This is a genomic window from Dorea formicigenerans, from assembly GCF_025150245.1.
GTDB lineage: Bacteria > Bacillota > Clostridia > Lachnospirales > Lachnospiraceae > Dorea > Dorea formicigenerans.
Genome location: NZ_CP102279.1, coordinates 931706 through 954324, shown reverse-complemented (window position 1 = coordinate 954324; position 22619 = coordinate 931706). Strand labels below are relative to the sequence as shown.

25 protein-coding genes, 1 tRNA gene and 1 pseudogene are annotated in these 22619 nt (G+C 37.1%); 11 read left to right on the top strand and 16 right to left on the bottom strand.

Going from position 1 to position 22619, the window contains the following annotated elements:
- Window positions 1-30: 30 nt before the first annotated feature.
- From NQ560_RS04810 to NQ560_RS04785, 6 genes and pseudogenes are all read right to left on the bottom strand, one after another.
- Complete coding sequence (locus NQ560_RS04810; RefSeq protein WP_005335446.1) at window positions 31-1074, bottom strand: HAMP domain-containing sensor histidine kinase; 1044 nt, start codon at window positions 1072-1074, stop codon at window positions 31-33.
- On the bottom strand, window positions 1074-1784 hold the full coding sequence (locus tag NQ560_RS04805; protein ID WP_003693048.1) for a response regulator transcription factor: 711 nt from the start codon (window positions 1782-1784) through the stop codon (window positions 1074-1076). The genes NQ560_RS04810 and NQ560_RS04805 overlap by 1 nt, the downstream gene beginning before the upstream one ends.
- The gene (locus NQ560_RS04800) at window positions 1763-3196 is read right to left on the bottom strand and encodes a phospholipase D family protein (protein ID WP_005335437.1); all 1434 of its coding nucleotides are present in this window, start codon (window positions 3194-3196) and stop codon (window positions 1763-1765) included. Before NQ560_RS04800 ends, NQ560_RS04805 begins: the two co-directional genes overlap by 22 nt.
- Window positions 3197-3393: 197 nt before the next feature.
- A complete protein-coding gene (gene cls, locus NQ560_RS04795; protein ID WP_005335435.1) occupies window positions 3394-4953 on the bottom strand; it encodes a cardiolipin synthase in 1560 nt (519 codons plus the stop codon).
- Window positions 4954-4988: 35 nt separating this feature from the next.
- Window positions 4989-5431, bottom strand: a pseudogene (locus NQ560_RS04790) (GTP pyrophosphokinase); the annotation flags it as partial.
- Window positions 5432-6196: 765 nt separating this feature from the next.
- Window positions 6197-6409 carry a helix-turn-helix domain-containing protein gene (locus NQ560_RS04785; protein ID WP_040015714.1) on the bottom strand — a complete coding sequence of 71 codons (213 nt, stop codon included), beginning with the start codon at window positions 6407-6409 and terminating at the stop codon, window positions 6197-6199.
- Window positions 6410-6518: 109 nt separating this feature from the next.
- Between NQ560_RS04785 and NQ560_RS04780 the strand changes: the two genes are divergently transcribed.
- The 5 genes from NQ560_RS04780 to NQ560_RS04760 all read left to right on the top strand — a co-directional run bounded on the left by NQ560_RS04780 (window position 6519) and on the right by NQ560_RS04760 (window position 8457).
- Window positions 6519-6932 carry a hypothetical protein gene (locus tag NQ560_RS04780; protein WP_005335422.1) on the top strand — a complete coding sequence of 138 codons (414 nt, stop codon included), beginning with the start codon at window positions 6519-6521 and terminating at the stop codon, window positions 6930-6932.
- Between the two features lie 77 nt (window positions 6933-7009).
- Window positions 7010-7324, top strand: a complete 315-nt coding sequence (locus tag NQ560_RS04775; RefSeq protein WP_005335418.1) for a hypothetical protein — start codon at window positions 7010-7012, stop codon at window positions 7322-7324.
- Between the two features lie 230 nt (window positions 7325-7554).
- Window positions 7555-7806 carry a hypothetical protein gene (locus NQ560_RS04770; protein WP_040015649.1) on the top strand — a complete coding sequence of 84 codons (252 nt, stop codon included), beginning with the start codon at window positions 7555-7557 and terminating at the stop codon, window positions 7804-7806.
- An 83-nt stretch (window positions 7807-7889) separates the two neighbouring features.
- Window positions 7890-8225, top strand: coding sequence for a hypothetical protein (locus NQ560_RS04765; RefSeq protein WP_005335412.1), 336 nt, complete (start codon window positions 7890-7892; stop codon window positions 8223-8225).
- A gap of 88 nt (window positions 8226-8313) precedes the next feature.
- A complete protein-coding gene (locus NQ560_RS04760) occupies window positions 8314-8457 on the top strand; it encodes a hypothetical protein (RefSeq protein WP_005335410.1) in 144 nt (47 codons plus the stop codon).
- Between the two features lie 166 nt (window positions 8458-8623).
- Here the strand turns inward: NQ560_RS04760 and NQ560_RS04755 are convergent, their stop codons facing one another.
- The gene (locus tag NQ560_RS04755; RefSeq protein ID WP_005335408.1) at window positions 8624-9457 is read right to left on the bottom strand and encodes a helix-turn-helix domain-containing protein; all 834 of its coding nucleotides are present in this window, start codon (window positions 9455-9457) and stop codon (window positions 8624-8626) included.
- Window positions 9458-9741: 284 nt separating this feature from the next.
- Here NQ560_RS04755 and NQ560_RS04750 point away from each other — a divergent pair, with 284 nt between their 5' ends.
- From NQ560_RS04750 to NQ560_RS04740, 3 genes are all read left to right on the top strand, one after another.
- Window positions 9742-10074 (top strand): hypothetical protein, encoded by a 333-nt coding sequence (locus tag NQ560_RS04750; protein WP_040015648.1) that lies wholly within the window; start codon window positions 9742-9744, stop codon window positions 10072-10074.
- A gap of 191 nt (window positions 10075-10265) precedes the next feature.
- Window positions 10266-11288 carry a replication initiation factor domain-containing protein gene (locus tag NQ560_RS04745; RefSeq protein ID WP_052302931.1) on the top strand — a complete coding sequence of 341 codons (1023 nt, stop codon included), beginning with the start codon at window positions 10266-10268 and terminating at the stop codon, window positions 11286-11288.
- Between the two features lie 126 nt (window positions 11289-11414).
- Window positions 11415-12653 (top strand): tyrosine-type recombinase/integrase, encoded by a 1239-nt coding sequence (locus tag NQ560_RS04740; RefSeq protein ID WP_005335404.1) that lies wholly within the window; start codon window positions 11415-11417, stop codon window positions 12651-12653.
- Window positions 12654-12756: 103 nt separating this feature from the next.
- On the opposite strand, the gene NQ560_RS04735 is transcribed toward NQ560_RS04740, so the two are convergent.
- Window positions 12757-12827 (bottom strand) — tRNA-Trp (locus NQ560_RS04735).
- 205 nt (window positions 12828-13032) lie between these two features.
- Window positions 13033-14151: a 5-methyltetrahydropteroyltriglutamate--homocysteine S-methyltransferase gene (locus NQ560_RS04730; RefSeq protein ID WP_005335402.1), complete on the bottom strand. Its 1119-nt coding sequence runs from the start codon at window positions 14149-14151 to the stop codon at window positions 13033-13035.
- 273 nt (window positions 14152-14424) lie between these two features.
- On the opposite strand from NQ560_RS04730, the gene NQ560_RS04725 reads away from it, so the two are divergent.
- Together NQ560_RS04725 and NQ560_RS04720 are read left to right on the top strand one after the other, a co-directional pair.
- Window positions 14425-14673, top strand: coding sequence for a hypothetical protein (locus NQ560_RS04725; RefSeq protein WP_005335401.1), 249 nt, complete (start codon window positions 14425-14427; stop codon window positions 14671-14673).
- A 28-nt stretch (window positions 14674-14701) separates the two neighbouring features.
- Window positions 14702-15025, top strand: coding sequence for a branched-chain amino acid transporter permease (locus NQ560_RS04720; protein ID WP_005335398.1), 324 nt, complete (start codon window positions 14702-14704; stop codon window positions 15023-15025).
- A 5-nt stretch (window positions 15026-15030) separates the two neighbouring features.
- On the opposite strand, the gene NQ560_RS04715 is transcribed toward NQ560_RS04720, so the two are convergent.
- The 3 genes from NQ560_RS04715 to NQ560_RS04705 all read right to left on the bottom strand — a co-directional run bounded on the left by NQ560_RS04715 (window position 15031) and on the right by NQ560_RS04705 (window position 17033).
- The gene (locus NQ560_RS04715; RefSeq protein ID WP_005335397.1) at window positions 15031-15288 is read right to left on the bottom strand and encodes a hypothetical protein; all 258 of its coding nucleotides are present in this window, start codon (window positions 15286-15288) and stop codon (window positions 15031-15033) included.
- Between the two features lie 81 nt (window positions 15289-15369).
- Window positions 15370-15990, bottom strand: a complete 621-nt coding sequence (locus NQ560_RS04710; RefSeq protein WP_005335392.1) for a DUF4317 family protein — start codon at window positions 15988-15990, stop codon at window positions 15370-15372.
- Between the two features lie 155 nt (window positions 15991-16145).
- Window positions 16146-17033 carry a LysR family transcriptional regulator gene (locus tag NQ560_RS04705; RefSeq protein ID WP_005335390.1) on the bottom strand — a complete coding sequence of 296 codons (888 nt, stop codon included), beginning with the start codon at window positions 17031-17033 and terminating at the stop codon, window positions 16146-16148.
- 147 nt (window positions 17034-17180) lie between these two features.
- Here NQ560_RS04705 and NQ560_RS04700 point away from each other — a divergent pair, with 147 nt between their 5' ends.
- On the top strand, window positions 17181-18218 hold the full coding sequence (locus NQ560_RS04700; protein WP_005335388.1) for a YeiH family protein: 1038 nt from the start codon (window positions 17181-17183) through the stop codon (window positions 18216-18218).
- 6 nt (window positions 18219-18224) lie between these two features.
- On the opposite strand, the gene NQ560_RS04695 is transcribed toward NQ560_RS04700, so the two are convergent.
- The 4 genes from NQ560_RS04695 to NQ560_RS04680 all read right to left on the bottom strand — a co-directional run bounded on the left by NQ560_RS04695 (window position 18225) and on the right by NQ560_RS04680 (window position 22477).
- Window positions 18225-18896: a TVP38/TMEM64 family protein gene (locus NQ560_RS04695; RefSeq protein ID WP_117606008.1), complete on the bottom strand. Its 672-nt coding sequence runs from the start codon at window positions 18894-18896 to the stop codon at window positions 18225-18227.
- Between the two features lie 169 nt (window positions 18897-19065).
- The gene (locus NQ560_RS04690; protein WP_040015647.1) at window positions 19066-20067 is read right to left on the bottom strand and encodes an aldo/keto reductase; all 1002 of its coding nucleotides are present in this window, start codon (window positions 20065-20067) and stop codon (window positions 19066-19068) included.
- Between the two features lie 135 nt (window positions 20068-20202).
- The gene (locus NQ560_RS04685; RefSeq protein ID WP_005335383.1) at window positions 20203-21318 is read right to left on the bottom strand and encodes a 5-methyltetrahydropteroyltriglutamate--homocysteine S-methyltransferase; all 1116 of its coding nucleotides are present in this window, start codon (window positions 21316-21318) and stop codon (window positions 20203-20205) included.
- 94 nt (window positions 21319-21412) lie between these two features.
- Window positions 21413-22477, bottom strand: a complete 1065-nt coding sequence (locus tag NQ560_RS04680) for a helix-turn-helix domain-containing protein (RefSeq protein WP_005335381.1) — start codon at window positions 22475-22477, stop codon at window positions 21413-21415.
- Window positions 22478-22619 lie beyond the last annotated feature (142 nt).

Below are 22619 nucleotides of genomic sequence, written 5' to 3'. Positions count from 1 at the left end.
AATTCTCCCATCTTCTAATTTATCTTAAAACTATATAATCTCATCTTTCTGTATTGGAAGCTCTACAACAAATCTGCATCCACCATATTCACGGTTTTCTGCTTTGATTGTTCCTCCGGCACTATCTACAATCCGTTTTACAAGTGCAAGACCTAGGCCATTTCCTTCTGCTTTATGAGATCCATCTACCTGATAGAACTTGTCAAATATTCTGGATTTTACATCATCCTCTATTCCTGGTCCTTCATCTTCCAGAATGAACTTAACAGAATCCTGTTCCTGTTTCAGAAACATCGTAATTGTCCCCTTTGAAGGGCTGAACTTAATCGCATTATCCAAAAGATTTATCCAGATATGCATAAAAAGTCCTTCATTCCCAGTATATTTAACTTCCTCCAATTCTACCTGAAAACCAATTTCTTTTTCTGTCCATTTTGTTTCCAATGAAAGAAATGCCTGGCGGATCTGTTCATCCAGACGATATTCTGTTTTTTTCATTGGTATATTCTGATTCTCTAACTTGGATAACAGCAAAATATTACCAACCAATCCGGAAAGTCTTTGGGTGTTAAATAAGATTTTTTCTACATATTCCTCTTGATCCGGAGACAGTTCTTCTCCCTGAAGCAGCATTGTATATCCTTCAATGGCATTAATCGGGGTCTTAAACTCATGAGAAACATTAGATACAAAATCCATCTGCAGCACCTCTGTTGCACGAAGTTCTTTTGTCATAACGTTAAAACTTTGATAAGATTCTCCAACTTCTGCTATACGGCTGTTCGTTTCCAAATGCTGTTCAAAATCTCCCCGAGAAACTTCCTTCATTGCTTTACTAAGTCTGGTAATTGGTTCCAGTAACTTTGCATTAATAAAGGAAGTGATCAGCCCTGCAATCAATGTATTGAAAATCAAAAGCCAGCCAAGCACAGGTATGCTGCCCGGCAGATTAAAAAAATGATTCAAAAAAGCAAATAATAAAGCAGATATGACTGTTGAAAATACAAGTGCCAGCCAGATTGCACCAGTCAGACAGGATCGGATCCGCAATCCTTTTTCTTTCTTTTGTTCCATTATTTTTTCACCACCTTGTATCCAATTCCACGCATTGTTACGATTTCAAAATCAGGGTTATCTTTAAAACGCTCTCTGATTCTTCCTATATGTACCTCTATCGTATGTGGGTCTGCCTCCGTCTCGTATCCCCATACTTCATCCATCAACTGTTGTTTTGTAAATGTTCTGCCTGGCGAAGCTGCAAGCTTATATAAAAGTAGGAATTCTTTTTTAGGCAAAACAAGACTTTCCTTATCAGTTGTAACCGTCATTGCATCATAATCAAACTCTGTTGAACCGATCACAATTTTGTGTTCATTCAGTATCTGTGCACGACGAAGCAGTGCTCCGACTCTTAAAACCATTTCATTCACATTTACCGGTTTTACCATATAATCGTCACTTCCCGAAAGAAATCCCTGGCGCATATCATCAAAGGAACCTTTCGCAGTGATCATAAGAACTGGTATCTGATATCCTGCTGAACGAAGTTCTGACACCAGTTCATAACCATCCATAACCGGCATCATAATATCAGAAATGATCAGATCAATATATTCCTTATCCAATACTTCTAATGCCTGTGCTCCATCCGATGCACTTTTGACTTGATATCCATTCTTCTCAAGCACTTTTTGGAATAGCTGGCTTAATTCTTTATCATCTTCTACAATCAATATTTGAAACACGTTTTCCTTCCTCCTTATTAAAACAGATACCTTGCCCATCCAAGCAGATGCTGTACCAAAAGTATGTTTCTCTGACGCTTCTTTGTCAATTCAATTGGCTCTACATGATATGGATCATTATAAGTTCCGCCTTCTAATATCTGGCGGGACACTTTTTCATATTCCATCATGCCCTCTTCCAACTGTTTATTAATATCTTTACTGCGTATTACAAGCATCAGTTCCGTATCCAGATATGCACTTCTCATGTCCATATTAAAGGAACCGATTACAGACAGATCATCGTCAATCAGAATACTTTTTCCGTGGTAAGAATAGCCGCCTTCATACTCCCAGATATCAATTCCTGTATTTAAAATTCTGTTTCTGTTTCTCGCATAATCAGCAGAACCAAACGGATTTCCATTGTTGGCAACCGAATTGGTCATGATAGAAAAATCTGAAACGTTCTCTGCAATCTCCTCCCATGTATTATACATCATATCATTACAGATAATATATGGCGTGTGAATCTTCACACGATTTTTTGCATTTTTCATCAATTCTCCCAACTGATACCACACTACTGGTTCTTTGGAACCTGTGTGAATAGGATTTGATACTAATGTAATCTTTTCTGTCTCAAAAGTTTCGTCCGTGTAATCGGTATCGCAGATTCTTTCCTTATTCTCTTCAAAATATTTCTGATAGCCGTTCTGCAGCTCTAAAACTGCATTCTTTACAGATTTTCTATTTGCCAGTTTTTTATTGTTATGAAAATAACCACTGTCTTCCTGATTCCATATGGTTTCAAAATACTCTGACAACTGGTTAACTGAATTTTCTTTCTCAGGTTCATCGCAAACCACCAACACGTCTCTGTCATAGTTCTTATGTCCCGGAAAATCACCCAGGAAATAATTGTATGTATTTCTTCCCCCAAGAATATATCTCTTTCCATCTGCAATCAAATATTTATCATGCATTCTACCCATCATTTTCCACGGTTTCAACGGATTGGCCTTATTATACAGTTTAATTTCAACATTCTCATGGGAAGATAATCCATAGAAATACGGATTTCCTTCCATATCAATCCAGCTCTCCATTCCATCTACTAACAGACGAATATGTACACCTCTGTCTGCCGCATCATGCAGTGCTCCTAAAATCAATTTTCCACTTTCATCGGATTGAAATGCAAAAGTAGAAAGAATAATTTCCTTTTTTGCATTCTTGATCAAACGCACTCTTTGTAAAAGTGCTTCTGGATTCTTTTCTATGATTACTGCCCGTTCTGTATTTTCACTGCATTCGTTCCATGACCCATTTTTTGTTTCTTTTTTGGTTGTATTGGACACTTCCGGCTGCTTTTTATATGCAACGCAGATTCCGAGCAATTCATAAAAAGCCACACATAAAAAAATTGCCAGTATAACAAGAAGGATTTTACATATTTTATGCTTTTTCATTGTACATCACCTGATTCCTTTTTATTTCATACTTATACAATACAAAGTCAATCTCAATTTAACCTCAACAAAATTTATTTTTTTCATCCATACAAAATCTTCTTTGTACAACAGACTGTTAGATATAGCAAAAACGGCCTTTCAAAAACAGTTAACTTCTAAATCAACTGTTTTTGAAAGGTCGTTTCATCAGATTCTTATAGCAATCCAGCAAATAATCTCATAAATAATTGTCCCAGTCGCAAATATGCACTTCGTCCGGTTTGATATTGGTCTGTCACATCACGACATTCTCCCATCGTTCTTATCAGATCATTTTTTATTTCCACAACTGCCTGACAATCTGCCATAAAACAGCCGTTTTCAAAATGGTGATATAAACTTCGATAATCCAGATTAATTGTTCCACAAGTTGCCATACAGTCATCTGCCACACTCATTTTTGCATGACAGAAACCAGGAGTCCACTCATAAACACGAACACCATGTTTAACTAATCCATGATAAAAAGAACGAGTTATATTATAAATGAATTTTTTATCAGGGATACCAGGTGTGATAATTCTTACGTCTACCCCTCGCTTAGCAGCCAGACATAACGCATGCGTCATTTCATCTGTTATGATTAGATATGGAGTCATAAACCAACAATATTTTTCAGCTTTATTTATCATACTGATATAAACTTCTTCTCCTACTTGCTCATTATCCATAGGGCTGTCTGCATAAGGTTGAACAAACCCAGTTTGCTGTGCCGCATAATCATAGTGGAAAAGGTATTTACTAAAATCAGAATCATTAGCATCCTTATCACTTACTGCATTCCACATTTCCAAAAATGTCACCGTAAGCGACTGAACAGCATCTCCTTCTAAACGAATACCTGTATCTTTCCACTGTCCATACGGGTGTGTGTAATTAAAATATTCGTTTGCTAGATTATATCCACCTGTAAATCCGACTTTTCCATCAATAACTGTTATTTTTCTATGATCACGATTGTTCAAAAACAGATTTAAACCTGGCACAAACGGATTGAATACACGGCAATGAATTCCTATTGCCTCCATCTTTTTCACAAAATCTGTGTTAATAAAGCCAATAGAACCCATATCATCGTAGAATACTCTAACTTCCACACCTGCTTTTACTCGCTCTTCCAGAACATCTTGAATCTTATGCCATGCTTCAGCGTCTTCTATCGCATGATATTCCATAAAGATAAACTTCTGTGCTTTCTCCAAATCCTTAAGCTGTGCCTCTAATCCTTTCACTGCTTCATCAAAATACACAATATCCGTATTCTGATAGATTGGATACTGCGAATTTCTTTGTATGTAACTTGCTATATTTCCTGCTTTCGGAATTGTTTCTTTTATTTTGCTCAAACACTCCTGACTGTCTGGAAGCATTGGTAACAATTTGCTATCAATTTCTGCATATCTCTCACGCATTTTATGTGTGCCACCATTCAAACCAATCAACAAATACAGGCCTACACCCATAATTGGGGAAATTAGAATTAAGATGACCCAAGGCATTTTCATAGAGGATGTCTTATTTGATGCGTACAATCCCAAAACCAAGATCCCACTCAAAATCCTTGTAAATAAATTTATGATTTCTGCATATTCATTCAAGCGTGTTACGATAGTAATAATAAAAATCACTTCCAGAAGAATGCAGATTATGGAAAAACACAGCCGTTTTACCCCATTTTTTGTTTTTGCTTTGCCCTCTAAAGTATCTTGTTTCATATATATTCCACCTTCCTACTTGCTCAATTTTCTCCCTAAATTTCGTGGAACATACCAATTTTGTCTTTTATTCTCTGCATTTCATTATCTGCTTCAATGATAGCTCTTGCAGAATGAAGTAATTCTTCACTTATCTCATCATAGCCAGGCATTTCTTCAATTCCTTTTTTATAGCAAAGTTGATGTTCCAATGTTGCCCAAAAATCCATACCATTGGTTCGAATCTGTAATTCTACACGCATAGGTGTTTTACCCTTAGCAAAAAATACTGGTATTTCAACAATCATATGATAGCTTCGATAACCATTCGATTTTGGATTTTTATATAATCTTTTATTTCAATAACTTTAATATCATCCTGTTGGGTAATCAAATCTGATATCATATAAATATCGTCAATAAACGCACAAACTATTCGAACGCCTGCTACATCATTGAGATATGTCTGTATATTTTCTGTTGTAAATTCATATCCCATTCCCAAGTGTGATTCAAATGATAACATATCTAAAATTTTCACAGATAAACCATTCATTTTTAGCAACTGCTCATTCATAAGCACACCTTCTCTCATCTGGACTTTTCATTTATGTTACTACAGATATATTGAATTATCAAGACTGCAAATGTGGCGCAAATTCCATGTAAAAACTGTATTGCATGGAATGATTCGATATGCAAGGTTCGAGAAAAAATATACCTCTATTAATATCTCAAACTTTTTCGGTGATTTTCAAGTTGGAAAAAATATTTTGAAAAAGAGTGAGAAACTGATGCGCAAAAATGTTTTACTGATGAAGAACGAATTCGCATATAGAACACTTCATATTCAGCGTATTGAGACTAGGGCATTCACTCAAGATACAAGTACTGCCAAAAAGAAAAGTTATATAAACAACCAAAGGTTATTATCAATTTGACATTCAACAAAAAGCTGAGCGAAAAAAACAGATTGAACAGGCAATTAATTATTAGGTGATTACTATGGTGATTACTCTCAAGAATTAAGAAAACAAAAAAGCCTTACAAAGCCCGTATTTATAGGCTTTGTAAGACCCTAGTCAACAGGGGATGAGAGAATCGAACCCTGTGGGGAACTCTCGAAATCCCCGAAAATACAGCATTTCTTCAAATTCTGTTTGACTACAAGTGACTACATTTTGACTACATGGATATAAAATAACAATCAGAAAGGAGAAATCGTTCAGCATGGTATCGTTCTAATAAATACTTCTGCTACTCATTAAAAAACATTATCGTCTGGATAATGCGTCATAATATCTTCAATGTTACAATTCAAAATATTACACAATTTATCTATGGTGTTTACTTCTACATTTCGATTATGTCTCAGTCTGTTTAGTTGGGAACGATTCATATGATAACGAGTATACAAATCATATTGAGTAATTCCCTTAGACTTCATTGTTTCCCACAACTTGTCATATTTTATCATTTCACGCTTTTCCGCTTTCTTACAAATTTCTGTTGCTATGTAATTATTATTAGCGTAAAATTGTTTTAATAATAGTGTTTGTATACGAACACTGTAAGAGGTGGAAATATTGAAAAAACGCTTTATTACGGTATTTGTATTCATTGGTATTTTTACCACTTTGATTTACTTACAATATGGACGTGATGTTAAGGTGGAATCAAGTGTTCTGAATTGCTCCAGTGAATTTTATGAGCAAAGATTGACTATCATAGCGAATAAACTCTTTGTTTCAAATAAAGAAAAGTTTGCTGAAGAAATAATAGAACGATGTACAGATAACACTTTTCATGAGGTACGTTTTTCGTATGACATAACAGGATATCCAAATAGAATATGTATTTCTGTTTATCCAAATGAATTAAGTCGAAAACTTGGGGATAATCATTTTACAATTTTATATCAAGCAGGCACAGAAAATAATTACGTCTACAATGTTAAAGACCGCCCAGAAATGTTCAAAATCAAGATTGAAACTGAATGACAATATTGTATCAGAATGATATAATATTACCATGAAAATAGTCGGAAAAATTGGAATTTGCAAGGAGGGTGGAAATTATGGATAAGTTAAAAAAGAATATGATTTTTTATATTGTATTGCTTGCAGATTTTTATGTTATTCCGTGTCTTATAAAAGACACAGGGAGCGGAATGATTGTTATGTTAATGATTGTTCCTTTGGTATGCTTAGTAACGTCTATTTTTTATGGAATTAGAAACGGTTTTCGCTTTTTGTATATTTTGATTGTACTTATTATGCTTATTCCATCTATATTTATTTTTTATAACTATACGGCGTGGGTTTATGTAGTTGCGTATACAGTTATTGCGTTACTAGGTAATTTAATAGCATTACCATTTAGAAAAAAATAAATTCGAGGTATGAGCATGAAAAGGATATATTTAATATTGGGTATTATATTCACAATAATAACCTTGATAGGTGTAGGATATGTTTTACTTAATCATGGAGAAGTAAAAGCAGGCTATGCTTGTGTCCCTATGGTTTTTGCAATAATTTTTATAGTAATGTATAGGATGAAGAAATAGACCATTTCCAGTTTATAGAAAGTGGTAAAAATGAATTTATGGAGGAGCAGAAAATGAGAATAAATTTCCGAACGCAAATAATTGCTACTATGATTTTGGTTATTGCAGGGTTTATAAGTTCTTTATGGTTCAATAAGGATATATATTATAATCTTGCGTGGGCCTTTACAGGTCTCGTCTTTTTCATTAACCCTGTATATCCACAAAATATAGTTCGTTTAGAACGGAAAGATGCAGAAAAGGGAATACGAATAGCAGGAATGATTTTGGTTGTTATTGGATTAACAAATGGATTTGGTATATAAATCCCAGTCTGTTTAACTGAGAAAGAAATAGAAAAAATGGAATTTGTGTAAAAATTAATCTTGAAAAACGAGGCGGTATTGTAATGAAAAAAATAGTAACGGCTTTGGTACTTTATACTTTATTGGTTACTGGTTGCGGAAAGAGTGATATTTCTAAAACCTATAAACAATCAGAACAAGATGGAATACTAATAACATACTATAAAATGAATGATGGAACATGGAAATGTGAGGATACAATATATCCATTTCGATTAGAACTGGACGGAAGAATGCCAAATGCTGAGGCAGATAGTTATTATGTCGTTCTTACGGACAATGAAAAATTGACCTTTGAAGATGTGTCAAAAAGCCTATATAGCAGTTCTTTTGAGGATATTAAAATAATGGAAAGCTCCATTATTGTGGAAATGAAATAACTGCCACTTGAGTTAAAAGAGCTAAACCCCAGTCTGTTTAACTGAGAAAGAAATAGAAAAATCAGAATTTTGCAAAGGAGTAGATTCAATGAAAAAAATCGGTTTAGGTATTGCGATACTACTTTTTGCTATCATAATCTCTCTTTGTTCATCAGGAATGGGGCTACTTGCTATCGGAATTGGGAGTGTAGGATTGATTTTTTCGATTATAGGATTTATGGAAAACAAGTAATAAAACAAATCCCAGTTTGTCGATATCCAGTGAGGTAAAGGAACAAGGCGAAGCCGATACGCCGTAGGGCAGTCCTTTACGGAACGGACACAGCCAATACCACCATGATACATAAGAGGACTTGAAAGGTCACAAACCTTGCAAGTCCTCTTGTTTATTCTATGGGTTATTTTTGGTCGGATTGCATTTTCCGATAGACTGCTTCTTTCGTAGCTTCCCGGAGAAAGCTGTCCTGTCTGTTATATGTCAGATGTTCATTCTGGATATAAGCGTCTGATTCGCAATCATATTCGTAGGGGATAACCTGTGCTGTTCCCTGTTTCACGTCAATTCCATAGACAATCACTTTGGAATCTCTTAATGCCAGTCCGAGTGTCAGAAAGCCGGAAGTGAAGTAATTATTGCTGTGTGGAACAGTTATTTTTTCCAGTGCATGAAAAAAGTCTGCTACTTCCGCTGTCTGTCCATTCTCAAAAGCCGGAATGATATGTAAGGTGTTATTTGCCTTATCTGCATATGCCCGGCAGACTAGAATGGAAGAATCCGCTTTTTGTATGATACCGTCAAAATAATCGCCGGAGTATGCAGTCGGCTGATAGAAAATGGCAGTTTCTTTTGTTGTAAGGTTATGATAAGTCAGAAAGCCGTTTACAAGCCGGACAATCTCGATATCATCCCCGTAGGTAAAGCCTTTCTGTTCTAAAAGGGGATAAAAAGTTTTAGTAAATTCTTCCGGCAGTTCAATCCCCAGTTTTTCTGTGATAAGCATATCTACATATTCTTTGAATGAACCATACAGAAGTTCGTTAAGTGTCATATTTCCCAACGTGGCAATCTGCTTCAAGCGTTTCTCATTGGGGAGATTCACACCCTTTTCCCAACTGTTTACAGAGCCTTTCGGGGCATTATCTATGATTTCCCCAAACTTCTGCATACTGTAACCGTATTTCTTGCGTATCTGCAAAATCCGTTTTCCTACTGCTTCTTTATTTACAAACATATGCACACCTCGTTTCTGTTCTCATCATAACATAAGATAAGGATAAATGTAAGGGTGAAATTATAATGAGTTACAAAAAGATATGGTTAAGCGTTTGAAATACAAAAATAAAAAAGTAAGGGAAAAAGTAAAATAATTGTTGACAAGAGGAAAAAACAGGTCTATGATGAGGTTAAGAGGTAAGGAGAAAAGTAATGAAATAAATATAGATGTGGATATGAAAAGGACTTGTCACACTTACCGGACACTCATTCACCATGATTTCAAAAAAGGAGAAATGCAGAATGCAGATTACATTGACAAAAGAACAGGTCAGAGAAGCGTTCGGGGAACTCCGTTACATGGGAGCAGACTACTGCTACAAGTATGATAAGGAAACCCGGAAGAAAACTGAGGAAGTGGAAGCATTGAAACTCCATCTCGGAAGCATGAAACTTGGAAACAGCGTAGATATCCGTCTGGAAGCAACGGAACTTCCCAAGGTAGAGCCTTATACTGTGGTAGAACTGGAAGAACCGTTATATGCCCCTTATGTGCAGAGGGGAAACTTCCCGGTATTAGTGGACAGAATCACCTGTAAGGGTATCCGCACTGTTGCCGGAAAAGGAAACGTGTAAAGGCTGTTCCCGGACATTCTCTGCGGACTGCTCCGTACAGCGTGAAAGGAGCAAAGGGAGCAGAGGAAGTTCCGGGAACGTGGCGAAAGCCACGGCAGACTAGGAAAGGCAGGGATAATAATAACGGAAATAATGAAAATTTCAGACCCCCCCCCTATACTAACAGGGGGGTAACTCGTCAGAAAGAAGATTTGACAGCACTGATTGACTGGTGTCAGATTACCGTCAAAGGTGCAGACGTGTTCACAATTATAGAAGATATCCTGCGGATTCCACTGAGTTTTATGGAACTGCATGGTAAGGAAAAAGGAATTGCCGGGCACGAACTGATAGCAAGATTTGACAATATCAAGATTCTGAAACCGACAGGAAATGCACAGTATGAGGGATTCCAGATTCTTATGAGTGGTTCGGGATGCAGGAATTATGAAAATTTTCTTTTACTGAACAGGGAAACATGGTTTGACTTTCTGGAAAGAGTTTGCAGATACCCGGTGAATTTCCCGCGGATAGACTTGGCAATCGACGATAGAAAGCCTTACCTGTCTATCCCGGAATTGATTCGACTGAAAAATGAGGGGCTGATATCCAGTCAGTTGCGTGACACATCAGAGAACCGTTCCGATAAGCTGAAAGAAGATGAAATAGAAGCACAGGGGAAAACGCTCTATCTCGGCAGTAAACACAGTGATTTTCGAATTATATTCTATGAAAAGGGATATGAACAGGCAGAAAAGTTCGGAAAAGAACTCAACCCGGACTGGAACAGATATGAACTCCGATTCCGGCACAAAAAAGCGGGCAGATTAGTAGAAGAAGTTCTGAAAGACAGGGATGTGGCACGGATTGCATTGTCCGTATTAAACGAGAAAGTACGTTTCTTACAGAAGCCGGAAAACAATATGATTACAAGGAAACGGCTCTATCCTACTTATCCCCCGTGGGAAGAACTCATGCAGGATGTAGGGAAGATAAAGCTGACCATGAATCCAGAGAAAAAAACTCTGGAACGGACATGGCGGTGGCTGAACGTAGCAGTTTCGCCCTCATTAAAACTAATGGATAAAATTGGGAAACTGGATAACAGAGATTACATCCGGCAGTTAGTAGAACGGGGGCAGATGAACGAAGAACAACAACGGATATATGAGGACTATAAAAAATCTTTCCTTTTGAGGGAAGAAGAAAGGAGAATTTTTGATAGTGAGTATTAGTGTCTAACATAAACGTATTAGATTATGAAATATAGAATTGTAAATAAATGAATATGGATTTTAGAAAAGATGAAATATAAAGTAAAAAGAGATTAGAACGATACCCTTATCACATCAGTACACTTTATGACAAAAGCAACCGTTTACGATGATTCTGAACTGTTGAATTATGCAGTCCAGACAGGTATAATCTCTTTAGATACCATGCTGAATGATATGGCAATTATGGAAAGAAAAGAAATACTTGCACAGCATGTTTATTCAATAACAACTACAACTGATAAATCGGGAAAAGAAATTTTTTCTACCTATTTACCCAACCCGGACGGTACTCGGCTTTTCAGACGAAGAAATTCTCTTGAGGAATTGGAAAATGTCATTGTAGATTTTTATAAGGCATTACAAGAAGAAATCTACATTGAAAACGTGTTCTATGAATGGATTGACCGGAAACTGGATTTTGGAGAAATACAAAAAGCGTCTTATGACCGTTATGTAAATGACTACAAAAGATTTTTTCATTATACAAATATTCCAATCTCCAAAAAGAAGTTTAAAAATATCAATGAGGATGACTTAGAAATCTTTATTAAAACTACCATTCGTGATTTAGGACTGACTAGAAAAGCCTATGCCGGACTTCGTACATTGATTAGAGGTATTTTTAAATATGGCAAGAAGAAAAAATATACTTCTATCAGCATAACAGAATTTTTCGGAGACTTGGAACTTCCCAATAATCTCTTTAAAAGAAGAATTGTCGATAAGCAAAAAGAAGTATTCATGGAAAATGAAATCCCTCTTGTAATCAATTATTTGAAGCGTAACCCGGATATTTATAACCTTGGAATATTGCTTGCTTTTCAGACAGGGTTACGAGTAGGGGAATTAAGTACCTTAAAAGCAGGAGATTTTTCTGGACGTATTATTAAAATCAGACGTACGGAAGATAAATACCGGGATGAAAATGACAAGTGGGTTGTAGCTGTGAAAGAACATGCGAAAACAGATGCCGGAAACCGTGATTTGATTATTCCTACAACTGCAACAGAAACGATAAATCAAATACTGGCATTAAACCATAACGGAACATATTTATTTGAACGTAATGGTAAACGTATCAGAGGAAATACGTTCAATAAGCGTTTATCCCAAATATGCAAAAAGTTAAATATCCCTCACAGAACAATGCACAAAATACGAAAGACCTATGGTACTACATTGATTGACAGCAACGTGGACGAGGGATTTATCACAGAACAAATGGGACACAGCGACATCAGCACAACAAAAAAGTTATATTATTTCAGCAACAAAACAACGAAAAATAAAGAAAAGCAGATTGAAAATGCTATCTCATTTTAGGAATGATTCCTGTTTGACTACATGCTTGACTACATAGGAATTTTTCAGAAAATGAAAAACGCCGGAATCCTTGAAAATTCAAGGTTTCCGGCACTTTTAAGAGCAGGGGATGAGAGAATCGAACTCCCGCCAAAGGTTTTGGAGACCCCTATCATACCACTTGACCAATCCCCTATTTAAGTAAATTGTGTGTCTGTCTCCGTGACACTAGATATTTATACCATATTTATTGGTGGGTTGTCAATAGGTGATTTTAAAAAAAGCTCAAAATTACTTTTAAGGAAATTGCTTTTAATTTCATATTATATAAAAATAACTTCCGGACTGTACGATTTACAACCGGAAGTTACCTGATTTTATTTTTCCTTATATCTAACTTTTATCTATCTCCCCAGACTTCTTCTGCAATTTCTTTTACAAGTTTTAATTTTTCCCACTGCTCTTCTTCTGTCAGCTTGTTACCGATCTCGCAAGATGCGAATCCACATTGTGGACTTAAGTACAGGCGATCCAGTGGAACGTATTTCTCTGCTTCATGGATTCTGGCAATGACTTTTCCTTTATCCTCTAACTGTGGTATCTTTGTCGTAATGAGTCCAAGTACGACCTTCTTATCTCCAGATACTTTTACAAGTGGTGCGAAACCTCCTGATCTCTTGTCATCATACTCCAGATAGTAGGCATTTACATTTTCCTCTCCAAACAGAAGGTCTGCAACGGAATCATATGCACCGGAGCTGAAGAACGTAGAATGATAGTTCCCTCTGCACACATGTGTATTGATTACAAGGTCTTCCGGTGCCTGTGCAACAACCTGGTTATTCAGTTTCAGCAGACGCTTCTTATAATCTTCCAAAGCCTGTCCGTTTCTTCCGGTCAGAGCTGTCGCCATTTTTGCATCTACCATACCGCCCCATACACAATCATCGAACTGAAGATTTCTGCATCCTGCCGCATAAATCTCCTGAACGAATTCTCCATAAGCTTTGATGACATCATCTGCAAATGCTTCTTCTGAGCCATAGATTTTTAAAGTCGTAGCAAGAAGCTGCGCTCCGGTGAAGTAAGCATAGAACTGTCCTGGTGAAGGGATGGTCTGTTTTGCAACTGTATTTTCATCTTCCAATGCTTTTACATATTTAAAATGTTCTACAAACGGGTGATTCTTTACAGAAATCTTTCCTGTCATATAGGTATCATCAATCATGGCTGCTTCTGCGTCAAATGTTGTATTTCCCTCTACTGTCTTCTGATGCTCGATACCTTCAAATCCCCACATAAAGTCAAGATGCCAAGTGGATCTTCTGAACTCTCCGTCTGTAATAACATGGTAGCCAAGTCCCTTGATTTTATTTACTAAATCAACGATACACTCGTCTTCTACTTTTGTCAGATCAGCCTGTGTAATTTTTCCCTCTTCAAAATCTTTTCTTGCATCTTTTAATCTCTGTGGTCTTAAAAAACTTCCTACAAAATCATATCGAAATGGTGTCTTCATAATTATTATCTCCTAAATTTTAATAAACCTATCGTAATTTTAAACTTGTGTTGCGATAGATTTATTGTAATTTATTTCAAATGTTTTGTATAATAGCTAAAAATATCTGTTTGTTATAACTTTAAATTATGGCACTTCTGATCCAGGCAAGACATCTATTCTACGGACTTTCCATGCTGGATAAATATAAGGGAATACTGGGTCGCTTCTGCAACTTTCGGTGGCGTCATCGGTTCTTTACTCCTCATTAATACAGAAGGCATCAGCTTTGTCATGACTGCTATGTTCGTCGTTATCTTCATGGATCAGTGGCTGAAAGAAAAGAATCATACATCTTCATTACTTGGACTTGGAATTTCTTTTCTCTGTCTCCTTGTATTCGGACCGGACTCTTTTATGATTCCGACCATGATTTTGATTATCGTCTCATTGACATTATTACGCAAAAAGCTTGATATCCCGGATCAAAAAAACTACTCGCGACTTCATTTCGACAAATGTGCTTCTGAAAAAATGAAGTAGCAATAAAAAACACAGGAGGTTTGCTAACATGACATTAGCTCAACAAATCATCACTATCGGACTTTGTGTACTTGGTACAATGACTACACGTTTCCTGCCTTTTCTTGTATTTCGTGAAAACCGGGAAACTCCTAAGTTCATTCAATATGTTGGAAAATTTCTTCCATCCGCAGTTTTCGGCATGCTGGTCGTTTACTGTCTGAGAAATGTAAATGTATTGCAAGGTACACATGGAATCCCAGAGTTCATTTCCATTCTCGTTACTGCCGGACTCCATATCTGGAAACGTCAGATGCTGGTATCTATTGCAGGAGGAACCATCTGCTATATATTATTGCTACATTTTTGTTAAAAGACCTATGCATCAAAATCAGCCACAAATTCACCTTCCGGTGTTTTCATTTTCAGGATTCCAAGATTAAAATCCTCTTCTTGAATTGTAATGTGATATTCAAAAACTACGTCATCTTCAAATTTAGACAACAGAATATACTCTCCTTTATCCTTTCCGTCAATCTGATCACAGATATCATCATACACATCTGCTCCGGAAATATTTCTTGGATACCCTGCATCCTTAATTTTTTTCTCAATTGCTTCGTATAATTCGTTCATACATTTTCCTCTCTTTCTTCTATGTGAGGCTATCCCCCCACATTCTTGTCTTTCTTAATTATAGCTTTTTTCTTTTGTTCATCATATTCCAAGCATTTCCAGCAATTCTATATGAGGATGGTTCATGTCAGCCTGATATATATCTATATAATTTAATGCCGCGCTTTCATCCATAAATGCCGGAAACAAAAATCCACACTCGGGTTCTCCCGGTTCATAATCACCACTCACCGGGCAAATCGCGCAGATTAGATATTCATACATTTTCTCGGATTCTCCCTGACGCTCATGATCCGTTCCCTTCACCGGAATATCGTAACGGTCGTGAAACACGTAAACAGCATAATCACCTTTCGATTTATAATTTGCTCCTACAATCTCATAAAATGTCTCCATTAATGCATCATTTTTCAGTCCGCATGCCCGCATTCCCATCAAAAGTTTCCACAAGCTGTCATTTTGCATATTTTCCTGCAAAAATTTGTATTCTTGCAAGTTTTGATTCGTTTCTGCAAACGGAACTTTCTTTGCAATCTGCAAGTTTTTCTCTCGATTCGCCGGACTTAATTTCAAAAATGCAATATTAAATGTCCCGTCAATGCAACCGTCTGAATCCATGTATCCCCCGGCTATCCTTGTCATTGATGTTCGCTTAACTGTCATGCGCCTTGTAAGCGCCAGCATATCTTCTCTGTCTATCATTCTCTTCTTAACAAGCTCCTTACTACTTTTACAATCAGCTTTTCAATCATTAATAATATTATAATGGGCGATGAATATTATGGCAAATACTGTTGCTGATTTATTACTATTTATTTAGCATTAATTTAGATTTACCTTATTTATGTATTTGAATTTTATTTAGAAATGGACAGCTCCTTACATATTTCTACATATTTATCCGTATAAATACTGTCTTTTTCCCAGATAAAATCAAAATCATGCTGCATTTTAAAATCCGAAAGCTTTATTTCTTTCAACACTCCCGACTCTAATTCATCCGCGACTGCAATCTTATACATAAATGAAATTCCACAATCCCGTTTTAACAGACCTATAATCGTGTGCATATTTTCCACTTCTATACAACGCTCAAAGTCAGGAATTTCCATTCCTCGTGCCAAAAGCAACTCTTCCAGTATATTCCTTGTCCCCGAGCCACTCTCCCGTACAATCAAACGTTCGTTTTTCAGATCATTCATAGTCTTTGGATTCTTTTTCAGAAATGTATGGGAAACCTTGCAGACCCCAATGTAATCTTCTGTACTATAATTCATGTGTCCGTAACGATCTTTCGGATAATTTCCTTCCACTAAAGCAAGATTAATCTTCCCTTCATCTAATAACGAAAGCAACTGTGACGTATTCCCAAAATGAATATGTAAATTCATATCTGGATGTTGATTCATAAAATCCGCAATCCTGTCAACAACTGCATATTCTCCAATCGTCATTGTAACTCCGATAGATAATAATTCGATATCTCCACTGACACTTTTCATTTCTTCAAAAATTGAGAGCTGATCATTTTTCATAGTCATCAGACGCTTTTTAAGTACCTTTCCGGTCTGGGTAATATACAATTGTTTATTGTGATACAAGAATAACTGGGTATTATATTCGTTTTCAAGGAAACGAATATGTTGCGAAACAGCCGGTTGTGTAATATTTAATCTCTTTGCTGCCTCTGTAAAATTCATGGTTTCACACACTGTGAGAAAGGTGTTCGTCCTAAAATCTAACATAGTATTTTCCTCTTTTGGTTTGCTATTTTATCAATAAGGATTTCTTATATTTCAATAATATTATATAATTTTTTATTATTGTTTTCCAGTGTTATAATCAATTAGAAAAATGAAAATTATTAAATTTAAACGAGAGGTAAAAAAATTATGGATTTTATCAAAAAGAACTTATCTGGTATTTTGGTTTGTTTTATAATTGCTGTACCTGCCTGGCTTCTTGGAAAAGCTTTTCCGGTCATCGGCGGTCCGGTCATTGCAATTCTCGCCGGAATGCTCATCACATTGATTTGGACAGATAAAGGGAAAGCAGAAGCCGGCATTAAATGGACTTCCAAAATTATTCTCCAGACTGCTGTCGTACTATTAGGATTCGGAATGAACCTCGGTGTAATCATGAAGACCGGGAAACAATCACTGCCAATTATTATCTGTACGATCAGTACTTCCCTAATCATTGCATGGTTACTTCACAGAATTATCAATGTTCCGTCCAACACTGCGATTCTGGTTGGTGTTGGTTCTTCCATCTGTGGAGGTTCTGCTATCGCAGCTACTGCTCCGGTTATTGACGCCGACGATACGGAAGTTGCCCAGGCCATTTCCGTTATCTTTTTCTTCAACGTCATTGCTGCTGTACTATTCCCTGTACTTGGACACGTCCTCGGCTTTGACACAACGAGCGGTTCTTCCTTCGGACTGTTCGCCGGAACAGCAATTAACGACACTTCTTCTGTAACCGCAGCTGCATCCACCTGGGACAGCATGTGGAATCTTGGAAATGAAACATTGAATAATGCTGTTACCGTTAAGCTGACTCGTACACTTGCAATCATTCCAATTACACTTGTATTGTCTCTGATCCACGCAAAATCCGCATCTGTAAATGGTGAAAAAGCAGGAAATTTTAGCATAAAGAGAGCATTTCCGATGTTTATTTTATACTTCATCATTGCAGCAATTATCACTACTGCATGTATGAGTATGGGAATTAGTGCTGATGTATTCGCACCGCTGAAAGAACTGTCCAAATTCTTCATCATTATGGCCATGGCTGCCATTGGTCTGAACAGTAATGTTATAAAATTAATAAAATCTGGCGGAAAGCCACTTCTTCTCGGTGCTTCCTGCTGGATTGGAATTACCATTGTCAGTCTGACTATGCAACATATTATGCACCTTTGGTAATTTTGTTTAGACATTTTTTTGTTTCTTTGTAAATAATATTTTTAACATTATTGAAACTATAGATACTAGAAGTCTACAAAAAGCTACTAAAACAAATTCTATTGAGAACGGATTATTTAGCTTTTCTCCTAATAAGGTCGTCGTCACAATGCTAAGTAATGAACCACTGATTCCTGCCACAAGATAAATCAGATAATTCACATCACATGCACCAAAATACAAGCTGACAATATCCCCTGGCAGGAACCCAACGATTCTCGTTATAAAGCAAGTAAAAAATGTATTTTGTTTTTGATATTCTGATAACTTCTTTGCCTTCGGATATTTCTGAAATATTTCTTCTGTAATCTGTTTTCCACTACATTTTCCAAGACAATACGGAATTGTAATGGAGACAGACAGACCAACTGTACTAATGAACACAGCTGCCACCGGCGAAAACAATATTCCACTGGCAAGATATAAAATAGAAAGCGGCAGAACTATCGTCAAGCTCTTTAATCCAAATAATAGAATCAGCATTATCACTGCGAGCGCCACATTTTTCGGTGTATATTTTACAATTGTATCAACGGATAATGGTTCCCCTGATATTTTCACGATCAAAACAAGTATCACCGCTATCGCTAGAATTGCCATAACCGGAATAAATTTTTTCCACTTATCTCTCTGATTCATAATCATCACTCCACATTTCATTCTATACTATTTATTGTATGAACGCTGTTTGCTTATTTACTTTTATCTTACCTCCATTTCTTCCCAGAAAAAATAGACAAAACCGAAGCTTTGTCTATCAATCTCTTCACTTATAAATTATCGTTTCTGTCCACACCTGACTTGCTAATTATTTTGCGTGCACAAGACTCAATGCATCAATTTTTTTCAGCTCTTCATCTGTAAAAGGTGCACTTTCAAGAACCTTCAGATTATCGAGAATCTGCTCTGGTTTTGATGCTCCTACCAGAACACTTGTCACTATGCCATCTTTTAATACCCAGTTCAATGCCATCTGCGCCAGGCTTTCACCTCTCTCTTTGGCAATTTCATTTAAACCACGGATACTTGTGATTTTTTCTTCTGTCAACTGACTTGCCTTAAGGAATCGTCCATCTGTTGCAATACGGCTGTCTGACGGAATTCCGTTCAGATAGCGGTTTGTTAATGTTCCCTGTGCCAGTGGGCTGAATGCAATGATTCCTTTTCCAGACTCTACTGCCGCTTCTTTCAATCCATTTTTTTCGATTGTGCGGTCGAAAATAGAATAGCGGTTCTGATTAATTATAAATGGACAATGCAGCTCTTTCAGAATTGTAGCTGCCTTCTCCATATGTACTCCATCATAATTAGAAATCCCAACATACAGTGCTTTTCCGCTTCGGACAATCTGCGCCAGTGTTTCCATTGTTTCCTCTAATGGAGTTTCCGGATCCATACGGTGATGATAGAAGATATCGACATACTCCAGTCCCATTCTTTTCAGACTCTGATCCAGACTTGCTGTTAGATATTTTTTACTTCCCCAGTTTCCATAAGGACCATCCCACATATCAAAACCGGCTTTTGTACTTATCAACATCTCATCGCGATAAACTCCGAGATCCTCTTTTAGGATTCTCCCAAAATTAATCTCTGCACTTCCCGGCTCCGGACCATAGTTATTGGCAAGGTCAAAGTGTGTGATCCCGTGATCAAATGCTGTAAAGCACATTGCTTTCATATTATCATAATCACCATTTGATCCAAAGTTATGCCAAAGTCCCAACGAAACTTTTGGTAATAATAACCCACTTTTCCCACATCGATTATACTGCATAGTTTCATATCGTTTTTCGTCTGCCTGGTACATCATTTATCTCTCCTTCATATATGTATTTAAACTCCTTTGTTATTATATTATCATTTCTGCTAAATAAAAGCTATATTTTAGAACAAATAATAAGCCTGAGCGAACCACTATTAAATGGCCGATCAGTCTTATTATTTATCTCCAGACTTCTTCTGCTATTTCTTTTACAAGAGCTAATTTTTTCCACTGCTCTTCTTCTGTCAGCTTATTTCCAATCTCGCAGGAGGCAAATCCGCACTGTGGGCTTAAACACAGACGGTCTAATGGAATGTATTTTGCTGCCTGATGAATTCTAGCAATGACTTTTTCCTTATCTTCTAACTCTGGTTTCTTTGTTGTAATCAGACCAAGAACGACTTTCTTATCCGGAGATACTTTTGCAAGTGGTGCAAATCCACCGGATCTTTCATCGTCATACTCAAGAAGGAGCGCGTCTACATTTTCCTGCGCAAATACATAATCCGCAACGGAATCATATGGGCCACTTGTGAAGAATGTGGAATGATAATTACCTCTGCAAATATGTGAAGTAATGATCATATCTTCTGGTTTTCCTTCCAATGCAAGATTGTTGACTTTCAGAAGTTGTGCCTTTACTTCTTCAATGTCCACTCCCAGTGCTCTGTATCTGAGTTTTGCCGCATCTCCGACAATGGCTCCCCATGTGCAGTCATCAAGCTGAAGATTTCGGCAGCCAGCCTCGTAAAACTGTGTGATAACTTCTTGATAAGCCTTTCCGATGTCCTGAATCAATTTCTCATCATTCTTATAGAATTTTCTTGTCCGGTCAATATTCTGTGGCACAATCATCTGCTGATATGTCTGTGCCGGTGCCGGAATTGTATATTTTGCAACTGTATTTTTATCTTCAAACTGTTTGAGAAATTTGAAATATTCTACAAACGGGTGTGCTTTCGCTTTAATTTTTCCTACAAGATAAGTTGCTTCAAGGTCAGCAACTTCTCCGTTAAACTGAACTCCGCCACCTTCTGCCTCATGTTCAACGCCTTCAAATCCCCACATAAAATCCAGGTGCCAGAATTTTCTGCGGAACTCTCCATCTGTGATTGCATGAAAACCTGCCGCTTTCTGCTTCGTTACAATATCACGGACACATTCATCTGTAATATCGTTTAATTCTTTTTCTGTAATTTTACCTTCACTGAAATCCTTCTTAGCCTGTTTTAGTTTTTCCGGTCTCAGGAAACTTCCTACAAAATCATATCGAAATGGTGTCTTTAATATACTCATATCTTATCCTCCGTCTTCTTTCATCTGATGAGGATAGTCTACCAGTTATTATTCATTGTGTAAAATTTCCTTTTTTATTGGTTTGATATAACTTTTAGTTATGGTTTGCAAGTTTATATTCCTTCTCCGGAACACCTTCGGATTTGATAAGATACCCTTCTGCTTCATCAAAACGAATGGTGTACTGATATTCACTCTCTCTGCCTTCTTTTTCAGCATCATCATCAGAATAATATGTTAGCCGGATATGATAAGTATTCTTTCCTTCTCGCCATGATTCATCACCGATCAGCCAGTCGTTTTCAAGATTTTTATCCTTTTTCAGTAATGTCTCAGCATATTGCTGTGCCCCGCTCCAGATTCCCATATTCCGGCGCTGTCCCTGCATGGTATTCTGATACTGCCAGAGTGTAGCAAACATAATAGCTGCCATAATTCCTGTAAAAAGAACCGTTTTATACTTCTTTTCTTTTTTCTGTCTTTGCCGACGGACACACCGGATTGTTCCAACCATCATCATCGCAATCATGAACAGATACCACAATGTCCAGAAAATCTGTTCTGTTCGTTCTATTCCACCCGGAATCCACTCTGCAATACGGTCACCCCAGATATAATTAACCAGTGATACCAATATTCCAATAGACAAAATCGATGCCACACCGTAAATTCTCCGGCTTTCTTCATCATCAATATTCTGAAAAAAATACCACAGAGAAACAAACACAGCTGCTGAGAGTCCGCCGAGCACAAGACCGCCTCCAAGACTGGCAATTTTTGTTGCCCATGCTAATGCACCCACACCAATCACCAGAATTCCGGCAATGATATTAGCGTTCTTATCCTGCTTTTTCAGTTGCTTTGAAATGTCATCTGCATTTTGAAGCATCTCAGCTACCTCCTTCTGGGTATACTGAGTTTCTGTCGTATCCATATCACCTGTCGGTTTCTTTTTTTCAGAACGCATCAATTCCAGTACCGAAATTCCAAGTACCTGTGCCAGTGGTTCTAATGTCTGGATATCCGGAAATCCAAGTCCACGCTCCCACCGGCTGATTGCTTTATCCGTCACATGAATCTTTTCTGCAAGCTCCGCCTGCGTCATTTTTTTCTCTTTTCTTATCCCGGCAATGAACTGCCCGAACTGTTTCGCCTCCACGTCTTGTCACTTCCTCCTGCTGTTCCCGCTCCGCTATTTTAAGGTGTGCAAAGCGTTTTTACAGTCTCAGCATAGGGGAAAACAGGCTGTTTTGTCAATCTACGAATCCTTTACTTCCCATTTTGCAACTATTATATTCACA

Coding starts and splice junctions, on each gene's coding strand:
- NQ560_RS04810 (WP_005335446.1), bottom strand. CDS start 1,074: ATGGAACAAAAGAAAGAAAAAGGATTGCGGATCCGATCCTGTCTGACT.
- NQ560_RS04805 (WP_003693048.1), bottom strand. CDS start 1,784: ATGGGCAAGGTATCTGTTTTAATAAGGAGGAAGGAAAACGTGTTTCAA.
- NQ560_RS04800 (WP_005335437.1), bottom strand. CDS start 3,196: ATGAAAAAGCATAAAATATGTAAAATCCTTCTTGTTATACTGGCAATT.
- cls (WP_005335435.1), bottom strand. CDS start 4,953: ATGAAACAAGATACTTTAGAGGGCAAAGCAAAAACAAAAAATGGGGTA.
- NQ560_RS04785 (WP_040015714.1), bottom strand. CDS start 6,409: ATGATAAAATATGACAAGTTGTGGGAAACAATGAAGTCTAAGGGAATT.
- NQ560_RS04775 (WP_005335418.1), top strand. CDS start 7,010: ATGGATAAGTTAAAAAAGAATATGATTTTTTATATTGTATTGCTTGCA.
- NQ560_RS04770 (WP_040015649.1), top strand. CDS start 7,555: ATGAGAATAAATTTCCGAACGCAAATAATTGCTACTATGATTTTGGTT.
- NQ560_RS04765 (WP_005335412.1), top strand. CDS start 7,890: ATGAAAAAAATAGTAACGGCTTTGGTACTTTATACTTTATTGGTTACT.
- NQ560_RS04760 (WP_005335410.1), top strand. CDS start 8,314: ATGAAAAAAATCGGTTTAGGTATTGCGATACTACTTTTTGCTATCATA.
- NQ560_RS04755 (WP_005335408.1), bottom strand. CDS start 9,457: ATGTTTGTAAATAAAGAAGCAGTAGGAAAACGGATTTTGCAGATACGC.
- NQ560_RS04750 (WP_040015648.1), top strand. CDS start 9,742: ATGCAGATTACATTGACAAAAGAACAGGTCAGAGAAGCGTTCGGGGAA.
- NQ560_RS04740 (WP_005335404.1), top strand. CDS start 11,415: ATGACAAAAGCAACCGTTTACGATGATTCTGAACTGTTGAATTATGCA.
- NQ560_RS04730 (WP_005335402.1), bottom strand. CDS start 14,151: ATGAAGACACCATTTCGATATGATTTTGTAGGAAGTTTTTTAAGACCA.
- NQ560_RS04725 (WP_005335401.1), top strand. CDS start 14,425: ATGACTGCTATGTTCGTCGTTATCTTCATGGATCAGTGGCTGAAAGAA.
- NQ560_RS04720 (WP_005335398.1), top strand. CDS start 14,702: ATGACATTAGCTCAACAAATCATCACTATCGGACTTTGTGTACTTGGT.
- NQ560_RS04715 (WP_005335397.1), bottom strand. CDS start 15,288: ATGAACGAATTATACGAAGCAATTGAGAAAAAAATTAAGGATGCAGGG.
- NQ560_RS04710 (WP_005335392.1), bottom strand. CDS start 15,990: ATGATAGACAGAGAAGATATGCTGGCGCTTACAAGGCGCATGACAGTT.
- NQ560_RS04705 (WP_005335390.1), bottom strand. CDS start 17,033: ATGTTAGATTTTAGGACGAACACCTTTCTCACAGTGTGTGAAACCATG.
- NQ560_RS04700 (WP_005335388.1), top strand. CDS start 17,181: ATGGATTTTATCAAAAAGAACTTATCTGGTATTTTGGTTTGTTTTATA.
- NQ560_RS04695 (WP_117606008.1), bottom strand. CDS start 18,896: ATGAATCAGAGAGATAAGTGGAAAAAATTTATTCCGGTTATGGCAATT.
- NQ560_RS04690 (WP_040015647.1), bottom strand. CDS start 20,067: ATGTACCAGGCAGACGAAAAACGATATGAAACTATGCAGTATAATCGA.
- NQ560_RS04685 (WP_005335383.1), bottom strand. CDS start 21,318: ATGAGTATATTAAAGACACCATTTCGATATGATTTTGTAGGAAGTTTC.